Source organism: Haloarcula amylovorans, assembly GCF_004681185.1.
GTDB classification, from domain to species: Archaea; Halobacteriota; Halobacteria; order Halobacteriales; family Haloarculaceae; genus Haloarcula; species Haloarcula amylovorans.
Genome location: NZ_SRIF01000002.1, coordinates 1,145,009 through 1,168,646 on the forward strand (window position 1 = coordinate 1,145,009; position 23,638 = coordinate 1,168,646).

Below are 23,638 nucleotides of genomic sequence, written 5' to 3' on the forward strand. Positions count from 1 at the left end.
ACGACCACCCGCTACCTCAACTTCCGGAGAAGTCGCTAAACGCGGCTTCGAAGTCCTGTATCTCGCCGATCGTCTGGTCGGCGGCCTGCTTGAGTGAGTTGACGCGCCGGGTGACCTCGTGGTACTCGTCGTGGTCATCGAGTTCCGCGGCATTCTTCTCGGCTTCGAGCGTGGCCTTCTTCGACGCCATAGCGAAGTACTGCTGCATCTGGTCGTCGTATGTGTCGCGAGCGAGCATCTCCTCGACCGTCTCGTGGAGGTCCGCACGCGTCACCGGTTTGGTCAGATAGTCGTCAAACGGCATCTCGACGATGTCGAATCCCGGGTCGACGGCAGTGACCATGACGACACGGCAATCGAGGTCGCGTTCGCGGATGCCGTCGAGCACGTCGTCGCCGGACATCCCGGGCATCTGTCTGTCCAGAAATACCACGTCGACCGACTCGTCTACAGCTTCGAGCGCGCGCTCGCCGCTGTTCGCACTCCGGACGTTGTGGCGCATCCCGAGCCACGTCGTATACAGTTCGGCCACGTCGCGTTCGTCGTCCACGACGAGTACCGTTGCCGTCTCTGAATCCGCGGTCATATGCACGTTTGATACCTCCGTTTCGGTAGCCGCGCCGCCTGCATCTGTTACGTCTTACCGAATGGCTACCATAAATCCACCTGACGGATTATCAGACATGATTCTCGACTGGTCACCTGTGTGTTGTGTTGGCTCACCGCAGTATAGTTAGCCGTGGCGGCCGTAGCACACCGTGATGGTCTCAGTAACGGGCGCGTGGTCGCTCGACGAAGCAGCCGACTTCCTCACCGAGGAGACGGTACCGATTCGCCTGGGCTGTCGGCGACCGTCGGGCGACCTCTGGATGCTCTCGCTGTGGTATCGCTATCGAGACGGCGTCTTCGAGTGTGCGACGGCCGCCGCCGCCGACATCGTCCGATATCTCGACGCCGATCCCGAGGTCAGTTTCGAGGTGTCGACGAACGACCCCCCGTATCGCGGCGTCCGCGGGAATGGGAGCGTTACGATAACGCCCGACGACGAGAAGCGGGTATTGCGAGCGCTCGTCGAGCGGTATCTCGGCGGGACCGACTCACCGCTGGCCGAACGGCTGCTCTCGCCGAACCGGCAGGAAGTGAGACTCACCGTCACGCCCGAGCGCCTGCACTCGTGGGATTACAGCGACCGGATGTAGCGCGGGCCGTCGGCGATTTGTACGAGGGGGACCTACGGGCGACCGATGAGTACCGATCCGTCGGCCATTCGCTCGCTCGCGGTCAGCGCCGAGGACCTCCTCGCGGCGGCGGAGGCGAGCGCACGCGACGGTCCGAACGCGGTACTGCGCGTGACGCCGCCGTACAGCGGTCGGATGCGTGCACGCCTCCACGTCGTTCAGGGCGACGCCGCCGACGAGACCCTCCACATCTCGCCCACGTCACTCCTGCGTGAGGACGCCCCGCCGTATCCGACGCCCGACCGAACCGCCGACGAACTCCGCAACCGAGACGACGAGACCTACAGCGTGGCCCGACACCGCGAGTACCACGAACGGTGCGTCGCGGAGTGGCGCGAGACGCTGCCCGACCACGTTGTGGAGACGGTTACGATTCCGACGGACGGTCACGAGGTGAGGATCTCGTTGCTCGGGCCGTGAATCCCGGCGTAATTCGAAAATTGGAAATATTACCGTCACGATGAGTTACTGCCTGAGAGAGGTCGATAAAACGTCTCGACACGTCTAACAAATCCATAAAACGTCTAGGCAGTTGCTTCGAGACGTAAAACGAGACAAAATCGGTCGAAGGCTCTCGCGGTTATATGATAGACAGGGTGTATAGTTGTCGGTAGGTCACCCGCCATGTCAGGTTCGTCAGCAAACGAACTGTTCGCCCGTTTCGACGAGACGGTCCCGAACATCGGCCAGTCCCTCCTGGCCCCCATCCGAGGTATCGCCTTCTGGATAGCCATCGCCCTCCCCTTCCTCTATCTCCCGCTGTTAGCTTCGGGCCTCCAGTCGGGTTCCGTGCGGACGGCTTTCGCCGCGCTGGTCGCCTGTAACGCCGTCGCGTTACTCATCGGCCACTCCCACGCACGCGATTAGCCGGCCGATTATCGCAGTATCAGGCCACATATTTATATTCCCACTCGTCCAAAAACGGGTATGGCCGCTTACGGCCGGCCGACCTTACGAGACCTGTTCGACGAGTCACCGACGCCGCATATCGCCCATCCGCCGCGCAGTCACCATCGAGACTTCTACATCGCCACAGACGGCTCCTTCCGCCCGCACAGCGGCGGTGCCGTCGGCGACGATGGCTCCCCCATGGAGGAGGGCGGCCTCGGCGTGGTCGTCGAGACGTTCGACGGCGAACGTGTTGTCAGGCTATCTGTCCCCGACAGTTCGCCGGACAACAACGTCGCCGAGTATCGAGCGCTTCACCTCGGACTAGACGTCCTCGCCGCGCGAGCGCCGACGAACGCCCGTATCGGTCTCCTCATCGACCACGACCAGCTCGCCGAGAACGTCAACGCCGAAGTGTTGGCCACACACGGGTCGGCCTACGACCCGCCCCACGGCGTCTCCGTCCCGCCGTCGACAGGGCTTCACTGGCGTGGTATCCAGGCACGTATCAACGGCTTCGGCGAAATCAGGGCTGCTCGCATCTCCAGCGACCGGAACCCGGCCCATCCGCTGGCAAACGCCCCCGACCAGTACGCCCACGTCAACGGCGAACCCGACCGGTGTGTCGTTCCCCAGACGACGACCTCCACCGACGAGCGCGTGCCGCCACCGTCCCGGTCGAACCGCGGCGGTGCCTCGGACTGATCCGGGTGCGGTCACGCCGAAATCCGGTCAGCGGAGCTGTCGCCAGCGCCACGTCGGTTCCCAGTCGAAGAGTGCCGTTGCTTTCGACGTATCGACCAGCGCTGCGTGGTCGCTCTCGGGAAAGTCGTCTCGAACCGTCACGTCCCCGAACAGTTCCGCGAGTAGCTCGTCGCTCGGCGTCGCCACACTCGTATCGGGTGCCGACACCCAGACCCGCTCATGGCCGTCAAAAGACGCCTCGACGGTTCGGCGGACGAGGTCGACCACGTCCGACATGTGGGCGTAGCTAAACAGCATATTGCGCTCGGTGTGAAACGACCCTGACTCGCGCATCCCCGAAAGCGTCCGGTCGGCTTCGACGAACGTCTCACGGGCAATAGCGTCGTCGACTACCCACGGGAACCGCAGCGAGGTGATGGTCTGCGGCGCGCCCTCGTTTCGACGGGCGAACCCGTCGGCGACGGTTTCGAGCGTTTGCTTGCCCATCCCGTAGGGTGTCGAGGGCGTGAGACGATGGGATTCGTCGACCGGCAGGTAATCGACAGTGATGGGGTCCGGTTCGAACCCGCCGCCGATGGCGCTGAAACTCGACGCGAGCGTCACCGTCTCGACGCCGAGTTCGCCCGCGGCCTCCAGCACGTGGTAACTCGACATCGCGTTGCTCTCGAACGTTCGATAGCCGGGCGTCGCCTCCGGCGTCGGAAGCATCCCGAGGTGGACGACGGCGTCGGCGTCGCTCTTCGCTACCGAGCCATACACTTCGCCCGCGTCTAGCAAGTCCGTAGTAAGATACGCGTCCGAGTGGTGCTCGTCTCGCTTCCCGCGCGAGAGGTTCACCGTTCGGTACCCCTCCGCAGATAGCCGTTCGAGGACGGCCTGCCCGACCCGGCCGTTCCCTCCGGTGACGGCGACTGTTTCGGTCACGTCTCCTCTTCTCGGGCTACGACCAAAGTTCACACGACCCGCCGGATACTGTCGCTTCGCCGCTACCGGCGGTTTTGGCCGAGCGTCGGCCGTGTCGTAACTATGCATACGTTATAGGGAACCACGAACACCACGACTACGATGTTTCGACGACGTTACAGGGCTCAATCTTTAAGTGGGGTCGGTAATATAGCCATACCCAGAGGGATCTCACAGATGAGTATCCGTAGCAGCAGGACTCGCGACTCTGCGGGACAGCGTCGAGACCGACCAACGATAGCAGTGACCCGGTACGATCTCGTGCTCGCGCTCATCCCCGCCGCGTTCCTACTGGCGCTCGCCGCAGCCAGCGTCGTCGGCGTGGCGCTTCCGACCGCTTTCGCTGCCGGCTCAATCGTCGCCGTCGCGGCCGTCACCGACGCGCTCTTCTTGCACCCGCCGACGAAGTCGCAGTGACAGCGGTGAAAAATGGCGACGGCGTCCCGGTCCCTACTCTTGCTGTGCGTCCACCACAGCGACGCCTGCCAGGTTGACGATATCTTTGACCTCGTCACCGCGCTGGAGGACGTGGACGGGTTTGTCCATCCCGACGAGCATCGGGCCGATGGCCTCCGCGCCGCCGAGTCGTTGGAGGAGCTTGTAGCCGATGTTGCCGGCTTCGAGGTTCGGGAACACCAACACGTTCGCGGGGTCGTCCAGTTCGGAGAACTCGTAGGTGTTCGTGAGGATGTCCTTGACGACGGCAGTGTCGGCCTGCATCTCCCCGTCGACCGGGAAATCGACGCTGCTGTCGTTCTGCAGTTTCTCGACGGCCTGCCGTGGTTTGCGCGTTCCCTCAGTATCGACGCTGCCGAAGTTGGAGTACGACAGCATCGCCGCCCGCGGTTCGACGTTGAAACTGCGGGCTAGTTCGGCGGTGTGACGAGTGACTTCGGCCAGCACGTCCGCTTCGGGAGCCTGATTGACCGTCGTGTCTGCACAGAAGATGACCTGATTCCGGAAGGTGAGCATATAGACGCCGGCGGCGTAGTCGGCGTCCTCGGCCGTCCCGATGACCTGTAGCGGCGGGCGCAGCGCCGACGGGTAGTCGTGGGTGAGGCCGGTCAGCATCGTGTCGGCGTCGCCCATCTCGACCATCACGCTGCCGAGGTAGTTGCCGTCCCGAATCAGTTCCTCGGCCTCGCTACGGGTAACTCCCTTGCGCTGACGGAGTTCGTAGAGGCGGTCGGCGTACTCCTCTACGTCGGCGGTGTCGGGGTCGACCACGATGGGGTCGAACTCCAGCCCGAACCGGCGACGGGTCGCCTCGATTTCGTCTGCGTCACCCAACAGGACGGGCTCGGCGATGCCCTGTTCGACGAGCTGGTAGGCCGCGCGGATCATCTTCTCGTCGTCGCCCTCCGCTAAGACGACGCGCTTGGGGTCGTTCTTGGCCTTGTTGAGGACGACGCGCATCATCTCGCGGGACTTTCCGAGCCGGGCTTCCAGTTTCTCGACGTAGGCCTCCAGGTCCAGTTCCTTCCGGGCAGCCCCGCTGTCCATCGCGGCCTCGGCGACGGCGGGCGTCACCTCGAAGAGGACGCGGGGGTCGAGCGGCTTCGGGATTATGTACTCCGGGCCGAACTGGAGCGGTTGGTCGCCGTAGGCCTTGACGACGGCGTCGGGCACGTCCTGCTGTGCGAGTTCGGCCAGCGCCTCGGCGGCGGCGACTTTCATCGCCTCGTTGATTTCGGTCGCACGCACGTCGAGTGCGCCTCGGAAGATGAAGGGGAACCCCAGCACGTTGTTGACCTGATTGGGGTAATCGGACCGCCCGGTGGCCATGATGACGGTGTCGTCGCGTGCGTTTTTGGCCGTCTCGTAGTCGATTTCGGGATCGGGGTTCGCCATGGCGAAGACCGCGGGGTCTTCGGCCATCGACTGGACCATCGTCTCGCTGACGATGCCGCCGACCGAGAGGCCGACGAAGACGTCCGCGCCGGCCATCGCGTCCGCGAGGTCGCCGCCGGGGATGTCGCGGGCGAACTCCTGTTTGAACTCGTTGAGGTCCTCGTGTTCGGCGCGCTCTTCCGTGATGATACCCGAGGAGTCACACATCGTGATGTTCTCCTTTCGCGCGCCGAGGGAGACGTAGAAGCGGGCGCTGGCGATCGCGCTCGCGCCCGCACCGGAGAAAACGATGTCCAAGTCCGCGAGGTCCTTATCGGCGATCTCGGCGGCGTTCAGTAGTGCTGCCCCCGAGATGATGGCGGTGCCGTGCTGGTCGTCGTGGAAGACCGGGATGTCCAGGTCCTCACGCAGGCGTCGTTCGACCTCGAAACACTCCGGGGCGGCGATGTCCTCTAAGTTGATCCCGCCGAAGGTCGGCTCCATCGCGCGGACCGTGTTCACCATCGCGTCGGCGCTGTCGGTATCTAGTTCGATGTCGAAGACGTCGATGTCGGCGAAGCGCTTGAACAGCACGCCTTTCCCCTCCATCACCGGCTTCCCGGCTTCCGGTCCGATGTCGCCGAGTCCCAACACCGCAGAGCCGTCGGAGACGACAGCGACGAGGTTCCCCTTCGCAGTGTAGGTAAATGCATCGTCGGGGTTTTCGGCGATCTCCTCACACGGGGCCGCGACGCCCGGCGAGTACGCGAGCGAGAGGTCCCGCTGCGTGTTGGTCGGCTTCGTCGTCGCTATCTCTATTTTCCCGGGCGGATCACTGCTGTGGTAGTCGAGTGCGTCCTCGTCCAGACCCATAGTCGGTGGTCGAACGCCAACTTAAAAAAGACGGCTTTACCGTCAAGCGACGTACCCGACATCAACGAATGTCGAAATCTTACGTAGACACTGACAGACTCAGCGGCGCGTGTTGTCAGTGAGGTCGGCGACGTTGCTCACGAGGTCCGCCACCGCACCGGACTGCTGGTCTGTCGCGGACACGATCTCTTCAGTCGCCGCCTCGGCCTCCTCTGCGTGGACTTTCGCGTCCTCGATCATCGTCGTGATGTCCTCGATGGCGTTCGCCTGTCCCCCGTTCGCGTCTGCGACCTCTTGGATACCGGACGTGGCCGCTTCCACAGCAGTCGTTATCTCGTCGAGCGCGTCGAGCGCCGCCTGAATCTCGCTCTCTGCCCGTTCGACCTGTTCGTGAGAGTCGTCGACCATCTCGGCCGTCTCCGTCGCCTGGGCCTGGATGGTGTCGATGCTGTCGGATATCTCGGCGGCGTGGTCGCTCGTTTCGTTCGCCAGCGTCTTCACCTCGTCAGCGACGACGGCGAACCCGCTCCCGCTCTCGCCTGCCCGGGCAGCCTCGATGTTGGCGTTCAGCGCGAGCATGTTCGTCTGCTCCGCGACGTCGGCGATGACCTCCGCCACGTCGCTGACCTCGTCCATCCGTGATTCGAGGTCGGTGACGCTGTCGACGAGGGACTCACTCGTCTCGGTGAGTCCGTCGGTCACCTCGTGGACCGCCTCGCTGGCGTCGGCCCCGTCCTCGGCGGCGGTGAGCGCGCGCTCCGCCGCGCTGGCCACCTCGCTCGACGTGGCGGCGACCTGTTGCATTCCGGCGCTGACGTTCTGTACGTTGTCGGCGGCCGTATCCAGCGCTTCGGCCTGTTCAGCGACCTGTTGCTCGACAGTTCGGGCGGCCGACGCCGTCTGGTCGATGGCGCTCGCAAGGTCCGCCGTCTGTGTGTCGACCTGCCGGGTCAGGCGGTCGAACTGCTCGGCCATGTCGTTGAGTGCGTCGAGTACGTCCAACAGCGCGTCGTCGACGTACTGTCTCCCTTCCTCGTCGTCGAACGACGCCCGAGCGCCGAGGTCGCCCTGTTGCATCGCAGTCATCGTCGCTTCGAGTTCCCCGACGAGGTCGGAGATTGCCTCGTGCCGATGGGCGTCGTCAGTTCGGTCTTGGACCATCTCCACGACGGCGACGAGTTCGCCGTCTTCGTACAACGGCGCTGCGCTGAAGGAGATATGTCGGTCCTCGCCGTGTTGGTCCGCCATGACGCTCGTGTCTCGGTACAGCGTGAACTCCGCGTCCTCGACTTTCGGCACGTCGTACTCGACGTGGGTCCGCTCGGGTGCGTCGAGCACCTTGTCGGCGAGCGTCTGCCCGCGACGGCCGTCCGGGTAGAACGCCATGCTGGCCATCTCCATAGATTTGGCGTCAGTCTCTTCGACCCCAGTGAGTTCGGTCAGCGAGCGGTTCCACGTCACGATGTCGCCGTTCGTGTCGAGAATGAACAGCGGCGTCCCGATGTGATGGACGACGTCGTGGAAATCTATCGGTAGGTCGTCGGCTGGCTTCGGGGAGACTGCGGCCTCGCGCTGTGTGGTCCCGTTCGTTCGACCGGCAGTGCTCGCCGCCCCCAATTCGGCCTGCAGTTCACGTTCGACTGTCGCTATGGTCTGGTGTGTCTCCTCGTCGAGTTCGTCCCGGAGCCGATTGAACGCGCCGCTGACGAGCGCCTCGGCGTTCGGGTCGCGGTCGTCGTCCGGTAAATCCGTGGCAGCCGCTGACGCCGTCTGACCGCCGTCAGTTGCTAACCGCTCGCTCGATTCGTCGTCCCCGAACAGTGTGGTCAATCCTTCGAAAAACATGATGTGCTTGTTCGGGACCATCTTACGGACTGTAAAAAGTGTACTCTCCAAAATATTACGTTTAATAATTGGGATTCAGGCTGTCGGCCGTCCAAAGAAGGGGATAAGTACGAGCACACCAACACTCCGCTATGACCGACCGTTTCCGTCGGCTACTCGCGGTGACAACGGGGCTGACCTTCGCACTCATCCTCTTGGGCGTCTACACCGGCGCTATCGGCGCTGGCCTGACATGTAACGGGCGCTGGCCGCTGTGTGACGGCTGGCTGGGGCTGTTCCCGGCCAACTGGGCGAGTTTCGTCGAGTGGTTCCACCGGCTGGTCGCCATGGTCACCGGCTTCGCCATCCTCGGGTCGACGTACGCCGCCTGGCGCGGCGGGTACTCGACCCGTATCAAGTACGCAATGGGCGTCGCCACTGTCGTCCTCCCGGTTCAGATACTGCTGGGGGCAAACACCATCGTCAACTTCGGAGCGGCCGCACAGGTGCTGCATCACGCCGCTGCGCTGACGATTTTGGTCGCATTGGTCGCCGCGACGGCGTGGGCCTACGACGGCACCGCGACGGACGCCGAGACCCGCTCTGAGACACGAGCGAGCGAGTCGACCGCCGAGACGGAACCAGCTCCGAGTTCCGACTGAACGAGCGACAATCGCCGCATCAGAACGTACAACACCCGTAGTAACCCGTTCGTAACACTAATCCGCGCTTACGTTGTCTTGCCGTGTATGTCAGAGCGAAGTCTCTCACGTCGGCAGTACCTCACGTCTGTCGGCGGCGCGGCAGTCACGCTCTCGGTCGCTGGTTGCATGGGCGATGGCGGTAACGGGAGCGGCGACGGTGGCGGCGGAAACGGATCTACCGGCACCGAAGAGGCACCGAGCATCACGGCCGGTACCGCACCGGGATTCCCGCCGTTCGAGATGAAGGAGGGCGGCGAACTGGTCGGCTTCGACATCGACCTCTTCGAGGCCGTCGTCTCCGAGACGGAGTACCAGTTCGACGGCTGGTCGGAGTTCGAGTTCGACTCGCTCATCCCGGCGCTCACCAACAACAACATCGACGCCATCGCGGCCGGGATGACCATCAACGAGAAGCGCGACCAGACCATCGACTTCACCGACCCCTACTACTCCTCGGACCAGGCCATCGTCGTCCGCGCGGACGGCGACTTCTCGCCGGGAAGCCTCTCGGACCTGGCCGACCGTCCCATCGGCGCGCAGAAGGGTACCACCGGAGAGGGCGTCGTCCAAGACGAACTCGTCGGCGACGAGATTACTCAAAACCAGTACAACGCCTACGACAACTACGTGCTGGCGATTCAGGACCTCCAGAACGGGAACGTCGACGCCGTCGTCATCGACGTTCCCGTCGCCGAGACGTTCGCCAACAACCGCCCAGTCGAGATAGCGTTCGTCTACGAGACCGGCGAGAAGTTCGGCTTCGGCGTCCGCACGGACGACGACGAACTGACGAGTGCGCTCAACTCGGGGCTCTCGGCGGTCCGGGAGGGCGGAACGTACGAAGAACTGACCCAGAAGTGGTTCGGCGAGTAGAGCGATGCTCCAGACAGGCGACTGGACCTTCGTCCTGAACAACCTCGACTACCTGCTCTCGGGGACGGCCATCACTGTCGGCCTGACTATTGCCAGCCTGTTGCTCGGCCTGCTGGTCGGCTTTCCCGCCGGCGCGATCGAGGTGTACGGCGACGGCATCGGCAAGCGACTGGTGAGCTTGGCTGGCGTCGTCCTCCGCGGGACACCCATCGTCGTCATCATGCTCGTGCTCTTCTTCGTCGTCTCTATCTCTAAGTCGGCGTTCGTCACCGCCGCGGTCGGACTCGGGCTTCGCAGTGCGGCCTACCAGTCGCAGATCTTCCGCGGCGCGCTCCAGAGCGTCGACGACGGACAGATGGAGGCGGCCCGCGCTATCGGGATGGGCCGACTTGGCGGTATCCGTCACGTCGTCGTCCCGCAGGCGCTGCGCCGGAGCATGCCCGGGTTCCAGAACGAGTTCACCATCGTCTTGAAGGACACGAGCATCGCCTTCGCCATCGGCCTCGCGGAACTCCTGACGCGCGGCTACGACCTCTTTACCCAGAGCGGCCGCTCGACGGCCGTCTTGGAGGTTTTCGTGGTCATCAGCGCCATCTACTTCGTGCTGACCTTTACGACCAACCGCGGGCTGGACTGGCTGAGCGAGTACTACGCGATTCCGTCGGGTGAGAACACATGACACTGCTACGAGTCGAGGACGTAGACAAGTCCTACGGTGACGAGGAGGTACTGAACGGCGTCAGCTTCGAGATGGACCGCGGCGACGTTGACGTCCTCGTCGGCCCCAGTGGGAGCGGGAAATCCACGATGCTGCGCTGCATCAACCGATTGACCGAGGTGGACGACGGCGACATCTGGCTCAACGAGACGCACGTCACCGCGCCCGGCACCGACGTCAACGCGCTCCGACAGGAGGTCGGGATGGTGTTTCAGGACTTCAACCTCTTTTCCCACCTCACCGCCCTGGAGAACGTCACGCTCGGCCTGAAACGCGTCCTCGGAATGGACGCCGGCGAGGCGAACGAGCGAGCCGCCAACCACCTCCGGCAGGTCGGCCTCGAGAACCAGACTGACTCCTATCCCGCCGAACTCTCGGGCGGCCAGCAACAGCGCGTCGGCATCGCCCGAGCGTTGGCGATGGAGCCGAAGCTGATGCTGTTCGACGAGCCGACCAGCGCGCTCGACCCCGAACTCGTCGGCGAGGTGGTCGCAGTGATGCGAGATCTCGCCGAGCGCGGGACGACGATGCTCGTCGTCAGCCACGAGATGGGGTTCGTCCGCTCGGCGGCCGACGACGTCCACTTCTTAGACGACGGACGCGTCGTCGAGTCGGGACCGCCCGAGCAGTTGTTCCAGCGCCCGGAACACGACCGAACCGAGGAGTTCCTCGCGGGTCTCCAGTCGAGGGCTCCGGAATGAGCACCGGCGAACCGTCCGTCGCCGACGAGGTGCGCACGACGGCTACCGTCGACATCGACCGGCCGTGGGCGCTCGCCGGACTCGCGATATTCTGGGGCTGGCTGCTGATTCGGTGGACCAACGACTTCCTGTTGCCGAACTCGCTGGCGTTCCCGAGCGACCAGTCGTTTATTCCGGTCACGCCGTTCGCTTCGGCAGCAGAGTCGGTCGGGGCGGTCGCGGCCTCGCTTGGCCTGTTCGGTGCGCCGCTCGACGTGCTCGCGGGCGTCCTCTCCTTTATGGCTGGCGCGATTCCCTCGCTCCCGTCGCTGGCCCGCGGGGCGTGGCTCACCATCGTCCTGACTGTCGCTGGCATCGCCTTCGGATTCGTGCTGGCCGTGCCGCTGTCGGTCGCGCGCGTCTACGGCGGCCGGGGCCTGCGGTGGCTCTCCCTCTCGTACACCGAACTCATCCGCGGTACGCCGCTGCTCGCACAACTGTTCGTGCTCTACTTCGGCCTGCCGCTGACCCAGATAATTCGCACGCTCCCCGGCGTCGGCGTGGGGATGGTGCCGGGGACCGCCGTCTGGGTCGCCATCGTCGGCTTTACGCTCAACAGCGCCGCGTACCAGGCCGAGTACATCCGCTCGGCGCTCGAATCCGTCGACGCCGGCCAGTTGACCGCCGCGCGCTCTATCGGCCTCTCGAAGGTGGACGGCATCCGCTACGTCGTCCTGCCGCAGGGCCTGCGCTACGCCATCCCGGGGTGGTCGAACGAACTCGTCTACCTCATCAAGTACTCCTCGCTGGCCGCGTTCATCACGGTCCGCGAACTGTTCTTCCAGGCCGAGTCCATCGCTAACGACACCTTCCGCTATACGGAACTGTTCGTGCTCGCCGCACTCTTTTACCTCGCGCTGGTCGTCTCGGCGTCGCTCCTGATGAATCTGGTCGAAGAACGGACGGCGATTCCCGGGCTGGGCGGGAAGCGGCGGGCCTGAGGACCGCGCACACTTTTGCCCGTTGACCTACATGAAGTCGGAGAGCCCGGACTGCTGGTCGTCGTCTTCGGCCGCCTCGCCGTCGGATATTTCGTCTTCGGTTTCGCTCTCGTCGGCCGCGTCGGCGGAGCCGGCCGTCTCGCTACGCTCGTCACTGCCAGCCGCGTCGCCGCCGTCGACTGTCGCGCCCTCGAACGCGCCGCCGGAGTGTTCCACGGCGGCGTCTTCGCGGCGTCGCTCGGCGTCCTCGACGATGGACTGGACCTTGTTCGTGTCCTTGCCCGACCCGGTGATAAAGGAGACGTGGTCGGCCTCCAGCTCGTAGGTGGCGGCCATCGCCACCGTCAGGTCCCGATTCGTACAGTGATGGGTCATCGTCGCGAGGAACGGCATGATCTCCCGGCGAGCGGTCCGCATCGAGACGCCGTCGATGACGGCGATCTGCTGGGCGATGTGGTCCCGCGTCTTGCGCGTCCCCTTCGAGCGGCCAAGCTTCGACCAGTAGCTCGGCGGGCCGTAGCGGGTCCAACCGCCCTTCTTGCCGTCGCGGGCGGCGGCGACGCCGGCAGTCATGTTGTCGCCCGCGTACCGCCAGAACGAGTAGTTTTGCGTCGCCCGGACCCGGCCCAGCCACCGGTCGGCATTCGAGAGGAAGCCGTAGGCTTTGGCCAGTTCCGCGCCCTCGTAGTCCTTGGGCATGTTGTCCTCGATCCAGTTGATGAGGTCGTCGGGCGTCTCGTCGACGTCGTAACTGGCTTTCAGCGCTTCCTCGGCGGAGCCCTCTTTGAGCACGATATCGAGGTACTCGAAGATGCCCTCGGAAGTGTCGCGCTCGCCGGAGACGTAGTCGTCGGCCTCGATGCGGTCGCGGCCCTCGGCGGTCGCCTGCAGGTCCTTGATGGCTCCCCGCAGGTCGCCGCTGTTCTGCTCGGCGATGTCCTCGATGACGGCGTCGGTGTACTCGACGCCTTCTTTCCGGCAGATGTCCCGCAAGACGGGGACGATAGAGCGTTTCTGGACCGCCGAGAACTCCACGTCCTGGCAGTTGTTGCGAAGCGAGTTCGACATTTCGTAGAACTCGTTGGCGATGAGAATCATCGGCTGGCCGGCCTCTTTCACGAGCGAGGAGACGGCGCGTGCGCCTCCGCGGTCGGCGTTACCGTGGATGTTGTCCGCCTCGTCCATAATGACGAGACGGCGGCCTTTCCCCCCGGCGGTCAGCGTACCTGACTTGGCGGCTTCGCCGGCCACCTTGTCGATGACATCCTTCGTCCGGGAGTCGCTGGCGTTGAGTTCGATGGTCGGCCAGCCCATGTCGTTGGCCAGCGCGTGGGCCGCCGATGTCTTGCCCACTCCCGGCGTGCCGTGGAGGATGACGGCCTCGCGGTGGCTCTCCCACGTGTCGGCCCACTCCTTCAGGGCGTCGCGGGCCTTGTTGTTCCCTCGCACCTCCGAGAGCGTACTCGGGCGGTACTTCTCGGTCCAATCCATTACCGAGAGACAGGCGCGTGGCGCGTTTAGTGGTTGCGGAGCGTCACGCTCTGTTCGTCTCCGAGAGACAGAGCGGCGTGAGCTGATACCAGCACGCCGCCGCTGAGAAAGGACTATACGGGTCCCTCGACAGGTGTCCGATACTACCGATGGGGAACGACCGAGGCGACGTGGGGACCGAAGGGGGCGGACGAAGGGAACTCGGCCGGGAAGTCGCGGAAAACGTCGCCGAGGCCCTCGAAGTCCTCGCCGAGGGGTTCTTCGAGTACCCCGACAACGACCTCGGGCGGTCGGCACTGACCGAACGCGGTCTGCTTTCAGACGATCGATCGGATTTCGAGGCGGCGAGACTCGGCCTCGTCTACGAGAGTTCGCTCGTCTACCTCTATCGACTTCTCGTCGTCCTGTACGCCGAGAGCGAGGAGCGGCACCTACCGGAGACGAAAAACGGGGGTTACGAGCGGGGCGGGCTGCACTCGCTGAAACGGGCCGTCGCCGCTCGACTCGACAGCGCGGACTCGGCGTACTCCAGTCGACAGACCGACCTGTGGTCGCGTCTCGACGAACTGTTCGAACGCCTCGATCGGGACAGTACGTCGCTCGGAACTGACGAGGAGGCCCCGTCCGTTCCGGCGTACGACAGTTGGCTGTTCCGAACGGACCCCGACGAGGGTAACCCCCGTGAAACGCGCTTTCTCGCCGACTACGCGGTCAGTGACGCCCACCTCGCCCGAGTCGTCGAACTGCTGACTCGACACGAAGACGACGGCGAAACGTCGTTTATCGACTACTCGTCGCTGGCCGTTCGACAGTTGGGGAGTATTCACGAAACCCTCTTGCAGTACCGACTCGACGTGGCCGACGAACCGCTGACGCTGACGGACGGGGCCTATACGGCTGCGGGCGACGGTGACCACGTCGTCGTCCCGACGGGCAGCATCTATCTGACGACGGACGACGGCGAGCGGAAAGCGACGGGTGCGTACTACACGCCGGAGTACGTCGTCGAACACGTCGTCGAGCGCACCCTCGGACCGCTCGTCCGGGACATTCGAGCGGACCTCGAAGCCGAGCACGCTCGTCGCGATGGAACTGGGGGAGACGGGGCGCAGGGGGACTCGGCCGACGAGTTCACGCGGCGAGTCCTCGACCTGAGCGTGCTAGATCCGGCGATGGGGAGCGGTCACTTCCTCCTCGCCGTCGTCGAGTACCTCGCTCGGGAAATCGTCGCCGAACGGGAACGGCAGGCGCAATCGGGCGACGAGTCCGTCGATGCAACCGACGATATGGACCGAGCGCGACGGCAGGTCGCACGACACTGCGTCTACGGCGTCGATCTGGATCCGCTGGCCGTCGAACTGGCGACGGCGTCGCTCTGGCTCCGAGCGTCGGTCGCCAACCGACCGCTCACATCGCTCGACCGCCACCTCAAGACAGGCAATGCGCTGGTCGGGAGCGACATCGAGGAGATCCCGGCGGCCAAGAGCGAATACGGGCGATGCGAACGCGAGTGGCGTCGCCGGCGGCTGACGGCGATTGCCAACGTCTACACCGCCGAGCGATTCGGGCTCGATACCGTCCCGGCCGACGCCTACCAGCGGATGGCCGCCGCGCTAGAAGACGACGAGGTGTGGGCGACTATCGAGAAGGCGACGTGGTTTCAGGAGGCGCAGCGACTGGCGGCGGACGACTCGTACTTCCACTGGAAGCTAGAGTTTCCGGAGATGTACTATGACGAGAGCGGCGACCCGCTCGACCGACCCGGATTCGACGCCGTCGTCGGGAATCCGCCGTGGGTGGCGACCGCCGGGCGCGCGAACGTCAGCGCCGCCATCGCGACCGACCTCCGGGCCTACCTCGAAGACGCTTTCGAGACGACACAAGACCAGTTCGACCTCTACGTGGCGTTCTACGAGCAGGCGATTCGCCAGTCTCAGACGGGTCGGGTCGGGTTCGTCGTCCCGGACTCGGTGCTGACGCGCGAACAGAACGAACCCATCAGGGCGTACGTCCTCGAACACACGTCGCTCGTGGAGATACTGCAGGTCGGTGCCGTGTTCGAGGGCGTCGAAAGCGGCGCGGTGATTCTCGTCAGCGGCGACGAGACGGACGCCGTCCGCTGTGCGAGCGCGACCGACGCTGACCGAACGAATCTGGACGATATCGCCTACGACCCGATTCCGTCTCGCGTCTTCGAAGCGCAAGACGCGGCGCGATTCCTGCTGTATCTCGACGCAGACACTCGCTCGATTCTCGACAAAATCGAGCGCCAGCCCCCGCTCGGTGAATTCATCACCATCTCGCGGGGTGAGGAGATGAGTAAACGAGCTGAGCGCCTCGCCGAGAGCCCACAGGGAGGGGAAGGGACGCGCCCGATCGCGCCCGGCGGTGCGGTGCGTCGGTACGGCATCGACGACGAGGAACTCCGCTACGTCGAGGCTGCCGACCTCGAAAAGGACGAGCGCAACTACGAGAGTCCGAAACTCGTCTTCCGCCAGACCAGCGCGTCGCTCGTCGGCACGCTCGACTCGGACGGTCTCGCAACCATCAAATCGGCGTACAACATCCACATCGAGTCGGGATCAACTGACGAACTCAAACACCTCCTCGGGGTGTTGAACTCCTCAGTGTTGAACTTCTACCACCACTACAAGCACGCCGCCTACCGGACCGTATTCCCACAAATTAACCAATCCACCTTCGAGGCGCTGCCGACGGCGATGAGCGAGGGGCCGGATTCGGAGCTCGTCGACGCCGTCGGCCGTATGCTCTCGCTGACGGCCGAGCGCTCCCGGCTCGACCTCGACCTTACCGAGTCTCTCGGGACGTACGAGTTCGGGCCGTCGCTGGGTACTCTCTCAGAGTGTTGCCCGGCAGAAGGCGTCTCGACGACGAAACTCGGAGCGACCGCCGACGAGTGGCCGAATCTACGAATCGGCGACGTTCGTGCGGAGTCAAGCTCGAACGGTCTCGTCATCGCCGCGAGCGCCCGGTACAAACCCGACGACGACACGGTCGAGACCGACAGGTGGGGATACGCGGAAACCGAGCCGATTCCGGCGCTCGAACTCGACGGGGTAGACGACGAACGCGAAACCCTGGTCGAAGCCTTCGTCCCCTACGCCGCCGACAGGCGCGAGGGATTCGCCGACTTCCGGGCGAACGCGACCCAGTCCAGTTCGCTCGTGACGCGACTGCAGTCGCTGACGCTGCCACGCCTCGACGACGTGGCGGCAGGGCTTCGAGAGTTCTCGGACGAGCGCGCTCGCGCCCGACAGTTGGACCGACGAATCGAAGCGCTCGATTCGGCTATCGAGCGTCGCGTGTGTTCACTGTACGGTCTCTCTGCGGACGAACGAGACGTGATTCGAAAAGAGTTCGATAGCGGGTGAGCGTGACGCCTACGAGTCGGAGCGGTCGCCTGATTCAGGCCATATCGCGGCAGGTCTCCACGCAGTCGCGGAGCACGTCGACACAGAGCTGGCAGTGGTCGGCGTCGTGTTGTTCGCATTCGTCGGCACACGCTTCGCAGGCGTCCGCGCAGGCCTCGGCGAGCTGCGAACTGAACTGCGAATCACGGGCCATGAACCGGGCGTGTAGCGACGCGATGTCAGCGACATCCCGACAGAGGCGGGCGCACTCCTCCATGTCCTCGCTCCCGAGGCACTCGTCGGCACACCACTCACAGACCTCGGCGGCTTCGTTGCAGTTCTCGATGCACTCTCGCTGTTCCTCGCTCAGATGGTCGATCTCGGAAACCGTTTCGGATAGTGACATTGCGTACCGTACATCGAGCGGATTCCGTTTCGGAGCTTCGCCTTCAAGTGCAAGTTTGGGGTGTGCCCGTGTCTTCGGTCCCAAGACGGCAGTCTCCCGGTGGTCCGCTTGGCGTACCAGCCGACCGTTTTTGTACGAAGACGGGCCGATCTGGTGCCGTGTCACCGACACCGCCCGATCCGTCGACTCCCGACCAGCGAGCGGTCAGTTCCGTCGTCGCCGTCGTCCTGTTGCTCGGGCTGACGGTCGCTATCGCCGGGTCGGTGTCGGCGTTCGCACTCGGCTACGCCGACGATGTGACCGCGTCCGTCCCGACCGTCGCTCACTCAAGTGGTGAGTACGAGACGTATAGCACCGGCGGCGGCCGCTACACGGCACAGGTCGTTCGGGTCGCTCATCTCGGCGGTGAGACGCTCCGCGTGCGGGAGTTAGAAATCGTCCTCGACGCGAGCGACGCCTGCGGGAAGATTGGCCGGCTGGTGAACCTCCCCGCCGACGGGGACGACCTCCGCCCGACCACCGAATACGTCCGCGGGGCCGATATCTTCGACAACTCCTACGACGCCGTCGAGGGACCCATCGGCACGGGCGACGTGGACGACGACGGCGAGTGGACCGCCGGGGAGACGGCACAGTTCCGCGTCTCGACTAGCGAGTGCTCGCTCGACAGCGGCGACCGCCTCGTCGTTCGCGTCGTCCACGCTCCCACGAACAGCATCGTCATCGAGGAACGGATTCGCGCTACCTGAAGCGTTGTGGTGAGCGACGTGCGGGTAGCGTTTCGGTATCCTTTTGTTCCAGTCAACCCACCTTGCTGACCAATGGCACGGGCAGCGCGGGACGACCTCGCCGAGAAGATTGCCGGGGAGGTGGCCTTGAGCGACGAACCGGGGGCGACGCTCCGGAAGTGGCGAACCGACTTCGGCGTGGCTCAGACGGAGTTGGCCGACCAGTTGGACGTCTCACCATCGGTCGTCTCCGACTACGAGAGCGGGCGGCGAGACAATCCGGGTATCAATGTCGTCCGGCGACTCGTCAGTGCGCTGCTGGACATCGACGAGGACCGCGGCGGCGACCACATCCGCCAGCACGCTCGCGTCCTCTCGGCCGGGTTCGACAGCGACGTGGTCTACGACCTCCAAGAGTACGCCGCCAACGTCGGCGTCGAACGGGTGTACGACGCCATCGACGCCGAGGAGATCCACCGCGGCAGTCAGGACACCGTCGCCGGTCACACCGTCATCAACTCCATTGCGGCCATCACTCGCCTCTCCTCGGACGAGTTCTTCCAACTGTACGGTCAATCGACGAACCGCGTCCTCGTGTTCACGAACGTCACACGCGGCGAATCCCCGCTCGTGGCACTTCGGGTCGTCTCGCCGACGCCCAACGCCGTCGTCCTCCACGGACTCGACAGCGACGCCGTCTGGGAGCACGCCGCCGACCTCGCGCGCATCGACGACTTTTCACTGGCTGTCACCGACGTGGAACTGGACGACCTATTGGACGGTCTGCACTCGCTGCCGTAGTCAGTGAGTTCTGATCGAAGGGGGCAGTGTCGCCCGACTACCTGGGGGACTGTCGGTCTCTCTCCGCATCCCACCGAGGGCCGCGCTCCTTTCGGTCGCGCGCCCCTCGCTACGCCGCGTCCGCCTCCCAACCCTCAGTGTAGATGTTCTCCTCGTCCACGCCTTCGTCTTCGAGGAGGTCACGGGTCTCGACGACCATCTCGGGGACGCCACAGAGGTAGACGTCCGTCTCGTCGAGTCCGTCCAGCGCGTCAGGGAGATGGTCCTGTACGTGTCCGGTCCGGCCATTCCATGCCCGGTCGTCGGCATCAGAGAGGACGTACTCGACGCTAACGTTCTCGTGTTCCGCCTGGAGCTGGTCGAGGCTCTCGCGGAAGATGAGGTGGGACTGGTCGCGTTCGCCGAACACGAGCTGGGCATCGCCCTCCCCTTCGCGTGCGTAGTGTTTCACCATCGGATACAACGGCGTGATTCCCGTTCCCGTCGCCACGAACACGGCGTCGCGGTCGAGGTCTCGGACGTGGAGGTTCCCCTCGACTTCCTCGATCTCGATTTCGTCGCCCGGCGTCTGCTCGTGCATGAACACCGACCCGTTCCCGTCGTCGTAGCGCTTGATGGCGAGTACGAGCTGGTCGGTGCCGGGCAGATTTGCAGCAGTGTAGGGCCGCGAGTCGTCCTCGCCGTCGTTCTCGAAGTGAACCGCCGTGTGTTGCCCGGGCCGATACTCGAAGGTGTGGTCGTCGGCGACGAGCCGAAACTGCTTCACGTCGGGCGTCATCTGATGCACGTCGGCAACAGTGACCGTGAGCGTCATATCCGGGTCTCCGGACGCAAGAGTGGTCAGAGACGTGCTTGCAAGCTTCGGGACATATCGCTACTGCTCGCGGGTCGTTCCACTCGCGGCTATCGCCGCTCGCATTCGAGGCGCAAAGCGCCTCGCTCTCCCCGATCGCAATTCGAGGGACCTCACTTCGTTCGGTCCCTTGCTACTGCTCACGGCTTCGCCGTTCGCTATCCGAGGTTCCGGCAAGCCGGAACCTCGCTACTCCACGTACCGATACTTCCGCTCACCCATCCGCCCCCACCCGTCGAAGACGAACTCGGATTCGGGTGCGGTGAACTCCTCAACGTCGGCCTCCATGTCGTGGTTGTGGACGTCGTGAATCTGCTCGTACTCCTCGAAAGAGAGGTTGTACCGCTCGCGGTTCTGCTTGTCGATGTTCAGCTGGGCGATCTCTTCTTCCCAGCCGGGCACGACCGTCTCGGCGTGGACTTCGGCCTGTGCGCCGGAGCCGTAGGAAGCGACCAGTAGCTGTTTCCCCTCCAAGTCGCGGCCGTTCTCGCGGGCGTGTTTCAGGCCGGCAGCGCGGGCGATGTGGACCGATCCGGTGTACCAGTTGCCGACCTCGCGTGAAATCTCGAGCGTCGGGTCGATAGTGTCGGCGTACCAGTCTTTGTACCGCTCGGTCTCGGTCAGCGAGTCGGTGTACTCTCGGATGGCGTCGCGGAACTCGTCGTCGGTCTCGAAGTCCTCGCGCATCGGCTGGTGACCGATCTCGGCCGCGACGGCCTCCTCGACCTCCGTCCCGCGGATGATGTGTCGGTAGCCGAGCGCCGCGGCCTTCCGGACCATCCCCGGGAACGGCGTGTGGAAGGGAATCAACGGATAGTCGTCGGGGTGGATGTCGCCGGCCACCGACGCGAAGTCGTCGAGCGCCTCGCGCATCCGGGCGAGGTAGACGTTCACCGAGCGCTTCCCGTCGACGGACGGGAACTGCTGATTCGGTTTGAGGAAGTCCGTCTCGTCGGCGCTGCCGAAGCCCTGCTCGGTAGAGAGTTCCACGAGGTCGGGGTCCTCCGAGACCAGCATGGCGACGGCTCCCGCTCCCTGTGTGGCCTCACCGGGGTCGTCACGGGCGTACAGCGCCGTGTCGGTGGCGATGACGATGGCCGAGCGGCCGCGGTTTCGTCCGGCGCGAATCCAGTTGTAGGCGTCGTCCAGGCTCTGTGTTCCCGAGATACACGCAAACTTCCGTTCGCCCTTGTTCGCGTGGTGGAAGTCGCCGTCGTACACCTGTTCGAGACAGCCGGCGACGTACGTCGAGACGGGTTTGGAGTTGTCGAAGGAGGATTCCGTAGCCACGTCGATGCGGCCGATATCGTCGGGTTCGAGCCCCTTGCGTTCCATCAGTCGGTGGGCGGCGTTGGCCGCCATCGTCACGATGTCCTCGTAGACGTCCGGGAACGACGAGGCGTGCAGTCCCAGCCCCTTCGTATACTTCCCGGGGTCGTCTCCCTGCGCCGGCGCGAACGTCTCGGCGAGGTCGAGTTTCAGCTTCCCTGTCCATATCTCCATCGCGTCGATACCGACTGCTGTCATGGATACACCCTCACTACGAGCGTATAAGTTACTGTCGTCCAAGAGTTCGACGCTCGTCGAACTCCCATTCACCGGCCCGGTCATGACGGCGTGATCGTAATCGTCTTTGAACCCGTCGCACCGCCGGCGAGACGGTAGTAGAGCGTCACGTCGAACGTGCGGCCCGTTATATCGACAGCGTCCCCTTGGTTGTCTCTGAATTCGAATAGATAGAGCTTGAAGGATCCTCCTGCGGGTGTCTCCGGATTAGCGTCGTTACTGAACCCGTCGCTGTCCATGTCGAACGTGTTCGGTAGCCCGACCCCACCGTTGATGTCGACGTGGCCATCGCTCGTCGCACCGGTAACATACACTTCGGTACGACGTGTTTCGTCGTTCGGCGCACCGACATTGTCGTTCAGCGTTCTTGCGGGCCCGGTGGGGCGAGTCACCCGTATCTCCGTAATTTCGGCGCTCTGAGAGAACTGGTTTGTGACGGTGAACTCGACGCCACCGGAAACTTCCGGAGAAAGGTAGACCTCATCATCGGGCCCGTCCACGGCCACGGCATCCTCGTTGTAAATGAGGTCGTCAACGGTGTTTATCACGTCGAGAACGAGCGTGTCACCGCTGCTCCCGCTCGTGGTATACACTTTCACGCCGCCATCGTTCACTGGCAAGAACACACTTTGATTTTCGCCGACGGAGTTCGTAGTGCCGGTCGTCTGCGAGATCGACCCAACGCCGGTGTCGTTGACCGCGTACTGGACGGCTGCGCCGTCTGCGACCGGAGTGGTCCCCATCGTGAGTATCGCATCGGACGTCTGACTCACGTCGACGGTACAGATCCCATCGGGGCCGTCGGGGCAGCTCACACCAGACTGCCCGGCGGGGTCAAGCCATTCGGTCCTGTACGCACCATTCCCTCCGCTACTGTCGTCAGTGGAAGCCGTTACGTCGACGGCTATCGACGCGTTTTTGACTGTACTCGGCTCGAACGCACTGGCGTTGGCCGCGTCGGAGCTGACGTAACTGAAGTTGACGCGCTGTTCGCCGGTTCGACTGTTAGGAGCGACGTAGGTGAAGATCACTTGCCCGTTTTCGTCGGGCGTCTGTGCGGTCGAAACGAGCTTTCCGCCACTCGCATTAGCATAGACGACGGTGTTGGAAGCGTTCGCCGGTGGGTTGTTGAATCGGTTGCGGACTTCGAGTACCAGTTCGGCCCGTTCGCCCTGTGCAAGCGCGCGCCGCCGGTCGTCGACGGTAGTGAGATACGCCGTCTTTTCGGACGTCACACGGGTTCCGACGCCTACTTTCGTCATCGTAAGTGTGTACGTCTCGTTCTTTGCGAGTTCGACCGTCACGTTGTGGAATTGAGTTGCTGTGGGCGAACTCCTGACGTCCGTCACGGTCGTTTCTGTCTCGTTTAGGAACTCCCAGTACGTTTCCGATCGGGTGGAGAGAAACGAAATCGTGATGTTCGACCCCGCGTCATCGAGACGGAGCCGTTTAGAAGACGCTGTAACCGTTCGGACGTCGACGGACGTACTTCCGCTGGATGCACTCGACAGCGACCCGTTGAGAACCACCAGCGAGATGTCCGTCCCGTCGATGAACGTCTGATTGGCAAGCGTGACGTTCCCGCTCGGAAATCGGTCGTACAGGACGGTGTGTTCGTACACTGTCGTCGGTGCCTCCGTATAGAGGTTGTACGACGGAGCGTACTGAATGCCGCCGGTATTGTAGTGTCGCGTCTCGTTCCAGTAGTCTCCGGTCTCGCCAGCAGCCGATGCGTTCGAGAGCGTCAGTTTGACACGCTCGTCTGTCGTCCCGACTGTTCGTAACGACCCCGTTGCAGGACCCGGATTGACAGCGACGGCCCGGGAGGGGTATCTGGTGCCGAGTCGGACGGCGACGGCCTGCGTCCGCTCTCCGCTCAACGTCGAGACGATGGCGTTTCGCAGGTCCTGCATCTGCGATTGGACCTGCTGATTGTGATTGAACTCTATCTCCTGGTTCTGGTTCGGGATAACGAACGCCTGATAACTTGAGAAGGCGATGACGAGGACGGCGAACAGCAACACCGCTCCGATCTGCACCGACTGTGCCCGCTCGTCCCCGACGAAACTCATGCCCGCCGCTTACAGAGTCGGTGGTAAAAAGGTATCTGCCCCAGTATCAGCTC

22 protein-coding genes are annotated in these 23,638 nt (G+C 64.0%); 13 read left to right on the forward strand and 9 right to left on the reverse strand.

From position 1 onward, the window contains the following. Positions 1-16 precede the first annotated feature (16 nt). A complete protein-coding gene (locus E4S61_RS13110; protein ID WP_135304378.1) occupies positions 17-586 on the reverse strand; it encodes a HalX domain-containing protein in 570 nt (189 codons plus the stop codon). A 175-nt stretch (positions 587-761) separates the two neighbouring features. Here E4S61_RS13110 and E4S61_RS13115 point away from each other — a divergent pair, with 175 nt between their 5' ends. From E4S61_RS13115 to E4S61_RS13130, 4 genes are all read left to right on the forward strand, one after another. Continuing rightward, positions 762-1,199, forward strand: coding sequence for a pyridoxamine 5'-phosphate oxidase family protein (locus tag E4S61_RS13115; protein ID WP_135304379.1), 438 nt, complete (start codon positions 762-764; stop codon positions 1,197-1,199). A gap of 45 nt (positions 1,200-1,244) precedes the next feature. Continuing rightward, positions 1,245-1,658 carry a hypothetical protein gene (locus E4S61_RS13120; protein WP_135304380.1) on the forward strand — a complete coding sequence of 138 codons (414 nt, stop codon included), beginning with the start codon at positions 1,245-1,247 and terminating at the stop codon, positions 1,656-1,658. Between the two features lie 204 nt (positions 1,659-1,862). After that, entirely contained in the window at positions 1,863-2,105 is a 243-nt protein-coding gene (locus E4S61_RS13125; protein ID WP_135304381.1) for a hypothetical protein, read from the forward strand. A 60-nt stretch (positions 2,106-2,165) separates the two neighbouring features. Beyond that, positions 2,166-2,831: a ribonuclease H family protein gene (locus tag E4S61_RS13130; protein ID WP_135304382.1), complete on the forward strand. Its 666-nt coding sequence runs from the start codon at positions 2,166-2,168 to the stop codon at positions 2,829-2,831. A 27-nt stretch (positions 2,832-2,858) separates the two neighbouring features. Here E4S61_RS13130 and E4S61_RS13135 read toward each other — a convergent pair whose 3' ends face one another. Further along, positions 2,859-3,755, reverse strand: a complete 897-nt coding sequence (locus E4S61_RS13135; protein ID WP_135304383.1) for an NAD-dependent epimerase/dehydratase family protein — start codon at positions 3,753-3,755, stop codon at positions 2,859-2,861. Between the two features lie 282 nt (positions 3,756-4,037). Between E4S61_RS13135 and E4S61_RS13140 the strand changes: the two genes are divergently transcribed. Continuing rightward, complete coding sequence (locus E4S61_RS13140) at positions 4,038-4,211, forward strand: hypothetical protein (protein ID WP_245180722.1); 174 nt, start codon at positions 4,038-4,040, stop codon at positions 4,209-4,211. 33 nt (positions 4,212-4,244) lie between these two features. On the opposite strand, the gene E4S61_RS13145 is transcribed toward E4S61_RS13140, so the two are convergent. Together E4S61_RS13145 and E4S61_RS13150 are read right to left on the reverse strand one after the other, a co-directional pair. Then, positions 4,245-6,497, reverse strand: coding sequence for an NADP-dependent malic enzyme (locus tag E4S61_RS13145; protein ID WP_135304385.1), 2,253 nt, complete (start codon positions 6,495-6,497; stop codon positions 4,245-4,247). 99 nt (positions 6,498-6,596) lie between these two features. Next, positions 6,597-8,363 (reverse strand): methyl-accepting chemotaxis protein, encoded by a 1,767-nt coding sequence (locus E4S61_RS13150; protein ID WP_135304386.1) that lies wholly within the window; start codon positions 8,361-8,363, stop codon positions 6,597-6,599. Positions 8,364-8,473: 110 nt separating this feature from the next. Here E4S61_RS13150 and E4S61_RS13155 point away from each other — a divergent pair, with 110 nt between their 5' ends. The 5 genes from E4S61_RS13155 (at position 8,474) to E4S61_RS13175 (ending at position 12,297) form a co-directional block, all read left to right on the forward strand. Continuing rightward, on the forward strand, positions 8,474-8,983 hold the full coding sequence (locus E4S61_RS13155) for a COX15/CtaA family protein (RefSeq protein ID WP_135304387.1): 510 nt from the start codon (positions 8,474-8,476) through the stop codon (positions 8,981-8,983). 87 nt (positions 8,984-9,070) lie between these two features. Beyond that, entirely contained in the window at positions 9,071-9,898 is an 828-nt protein-coding gene (locus E4S61_RS13160; protein ID WP_135304388.1) for a basic amino acid ABC transporter substrate-binding protein, read from the forward strand. A gap of 4 nt (positions 9,899-9,902) precedes the next feature. Next, positions 9,903-10,577: an amino acid ABC transporter permease gene (locus E4S61_RS13165; RefSeq protein ID WP_135304389.1), complete on the forward strand. Its 675-nt coding sequence runs from the start codon at positions 9,903-9,905 to the stop codon at positions 10,575-10,577. Beyond that, a complete protein-coding gene (locus E4S61_RS13170; protein WP_135304390.1) occupies positions 10,574-11,317 on the forward strand; it encodes an amino acid ABC transporter ATP-binding protein in 744 nt (247 codons plus the stop codon). Before E4S61_RS13165 ends, E4S61_RS13170 begins: the two co-directional genes overlap by 4 nt. Beyond that, positions 11,314-12,297 carry an amino acid ABC transporter permease gene (locus tag E4S61_RS13175; RefSeq protein ID WP_135304391.1) on the forward strand — a complete coding sequence of 328 codons (984 nt, stop codon included), beginning with the start codon at positions 11,314-11,316 and terminating at the stop codon, positions 12,295-12,297. The genes E4S61_RS13170 and E4S61_RS13175 overlap by 4 nt, the downstream gene beginning before the upstream one ends. Before the next feature lie 27 nt (positions 12,298-12,324). On the opposite strand, the gene E4S61_RS13180 is transcribed toward E4S61_RS13175, so the two are convergent. Next, complete coding sequence (locus tag E4S61_RS13180; protein WP_135304392.1) at positions 12,325-13,788, reverse strand: replication factor C large subunit; 1,464 nt, start codon at positions 13,786-13,788, stop codon at positions 12,325-12,327. A gap of 149 nt (positions 13,789-13,937) precedes the next feature. Here E4S61_RS13180 and E4S61_RS13185 point away from each other — a divergent pair, with 149 nt between their 5' ends. Then, positions 13,938-17,180 (forward strand): Eco57I restriction-modification methylase domain-containing protein, encoded by a 3,243-nt coding sequence (locus tag E4S61_RS13185; protein ID WP_135304393.1) that lies wholly within the window; start codon positions 13,938-13,940, stop codon positions 17,178-17,180. A 34-nt stretch (positions 17,181-17,214) separates the two neighbouring features. On the opposite strand, the gene E4S61_RS13190 is transcribed toward E4S61_RS13185, so the two are convergent. After that, on the reverse strand, positions 17,215-17,565 hold the full coding sequence (locus E4S61_RS13190; RefSeq protein WP_135304394.1) for a four-helix bundle copper-binding protein: 351 nt from the start codon (positions 17,563-17,565) through the stop codon (positions 17,215-17,217). A gap of 158 nt (positions 17,566-17,723) precedes the next feature. On the opposite strand from E4S61_RS13190, the gene E4S61_RS13195 reads away from it, so the two are divergent. Further along, entirely contained in the window at positions 17,724-18,314 is a 591-nt protein-coding gene (locus E4S61_RS13195; protein WP_135304395.1) for a type IV pilin, read from the forward strand. A 72-nt stretch (positions 18,315-18,386) separates the two neighbouring features. Beyond that, positions 18,387-19,094 carry a helix-turn-helix domain-containing protein gene (locus E4S61_RS13200; protein ID WP_135304396.1) on the forward strand — a complete coding sequence of 236 codons (708 nt, stop codon included), beginning with the start codon at positions 18,387-18,389 and terminating at the stop codon, positions 19,092-19,094. A gap of 109 nt (positions 19,095-19,203) precedes the next feature. On the opposite strand, the gene E4S61_RS13205 is transcribed toward E4S61_RS13200, so the two are convergent. The 3 genes from E4S61_RS13205 to E4S61_RS13215 all read right to left on the reverse strand — a co-directional run bounded on the left by E4S61_RS13205 (position 19,204) and on the right by E4S61_RS13215 (position 23,585). After that, positions 19,204-19,908: a ferredoxin--NADP reductase gene (locus tag E4S61_RS13205; protein WP_135304397.1), complete on the reverse strand. Its 705-nt coding sequence runs from the start codon at positions 19,906-19,908 to the stop codon at positions 19,204-19,206. A 228-nt stretch (positions 19,909-20,136) separates the two neighbouring features. Then, positions 20,137-21,474 carry a hydroxymethylglutaryl-CoA synthase gene (gene hmgB, locus E4S61_RS13210; protein ID WP_135304398.1) on the reverse strand — a complete coding sequence of 446 codons (1,338 nt, stop codon included), beginning with the start codon at positions 21,472-21,474 and terminating at the stop codon, positions 20,137-20,139. Positions 21,475-21,554: 80 nt separating this feature from the next. Further along, positions 21,555-23,585 carry a hypothetical protein gene (locus E4S61_RS13215; RefSeq protein WP_135304399.1) on the reverse strand — a complete coding sequence of 677 codons (2,031 nt, stop codon included), beginning with the start codon at positions 23,583-23,585 and terminating at the stop codon, positions 21,555-21,557. Between the last annotated feature and the right edge of the window lie 53 nt (positions 23,586-23,638).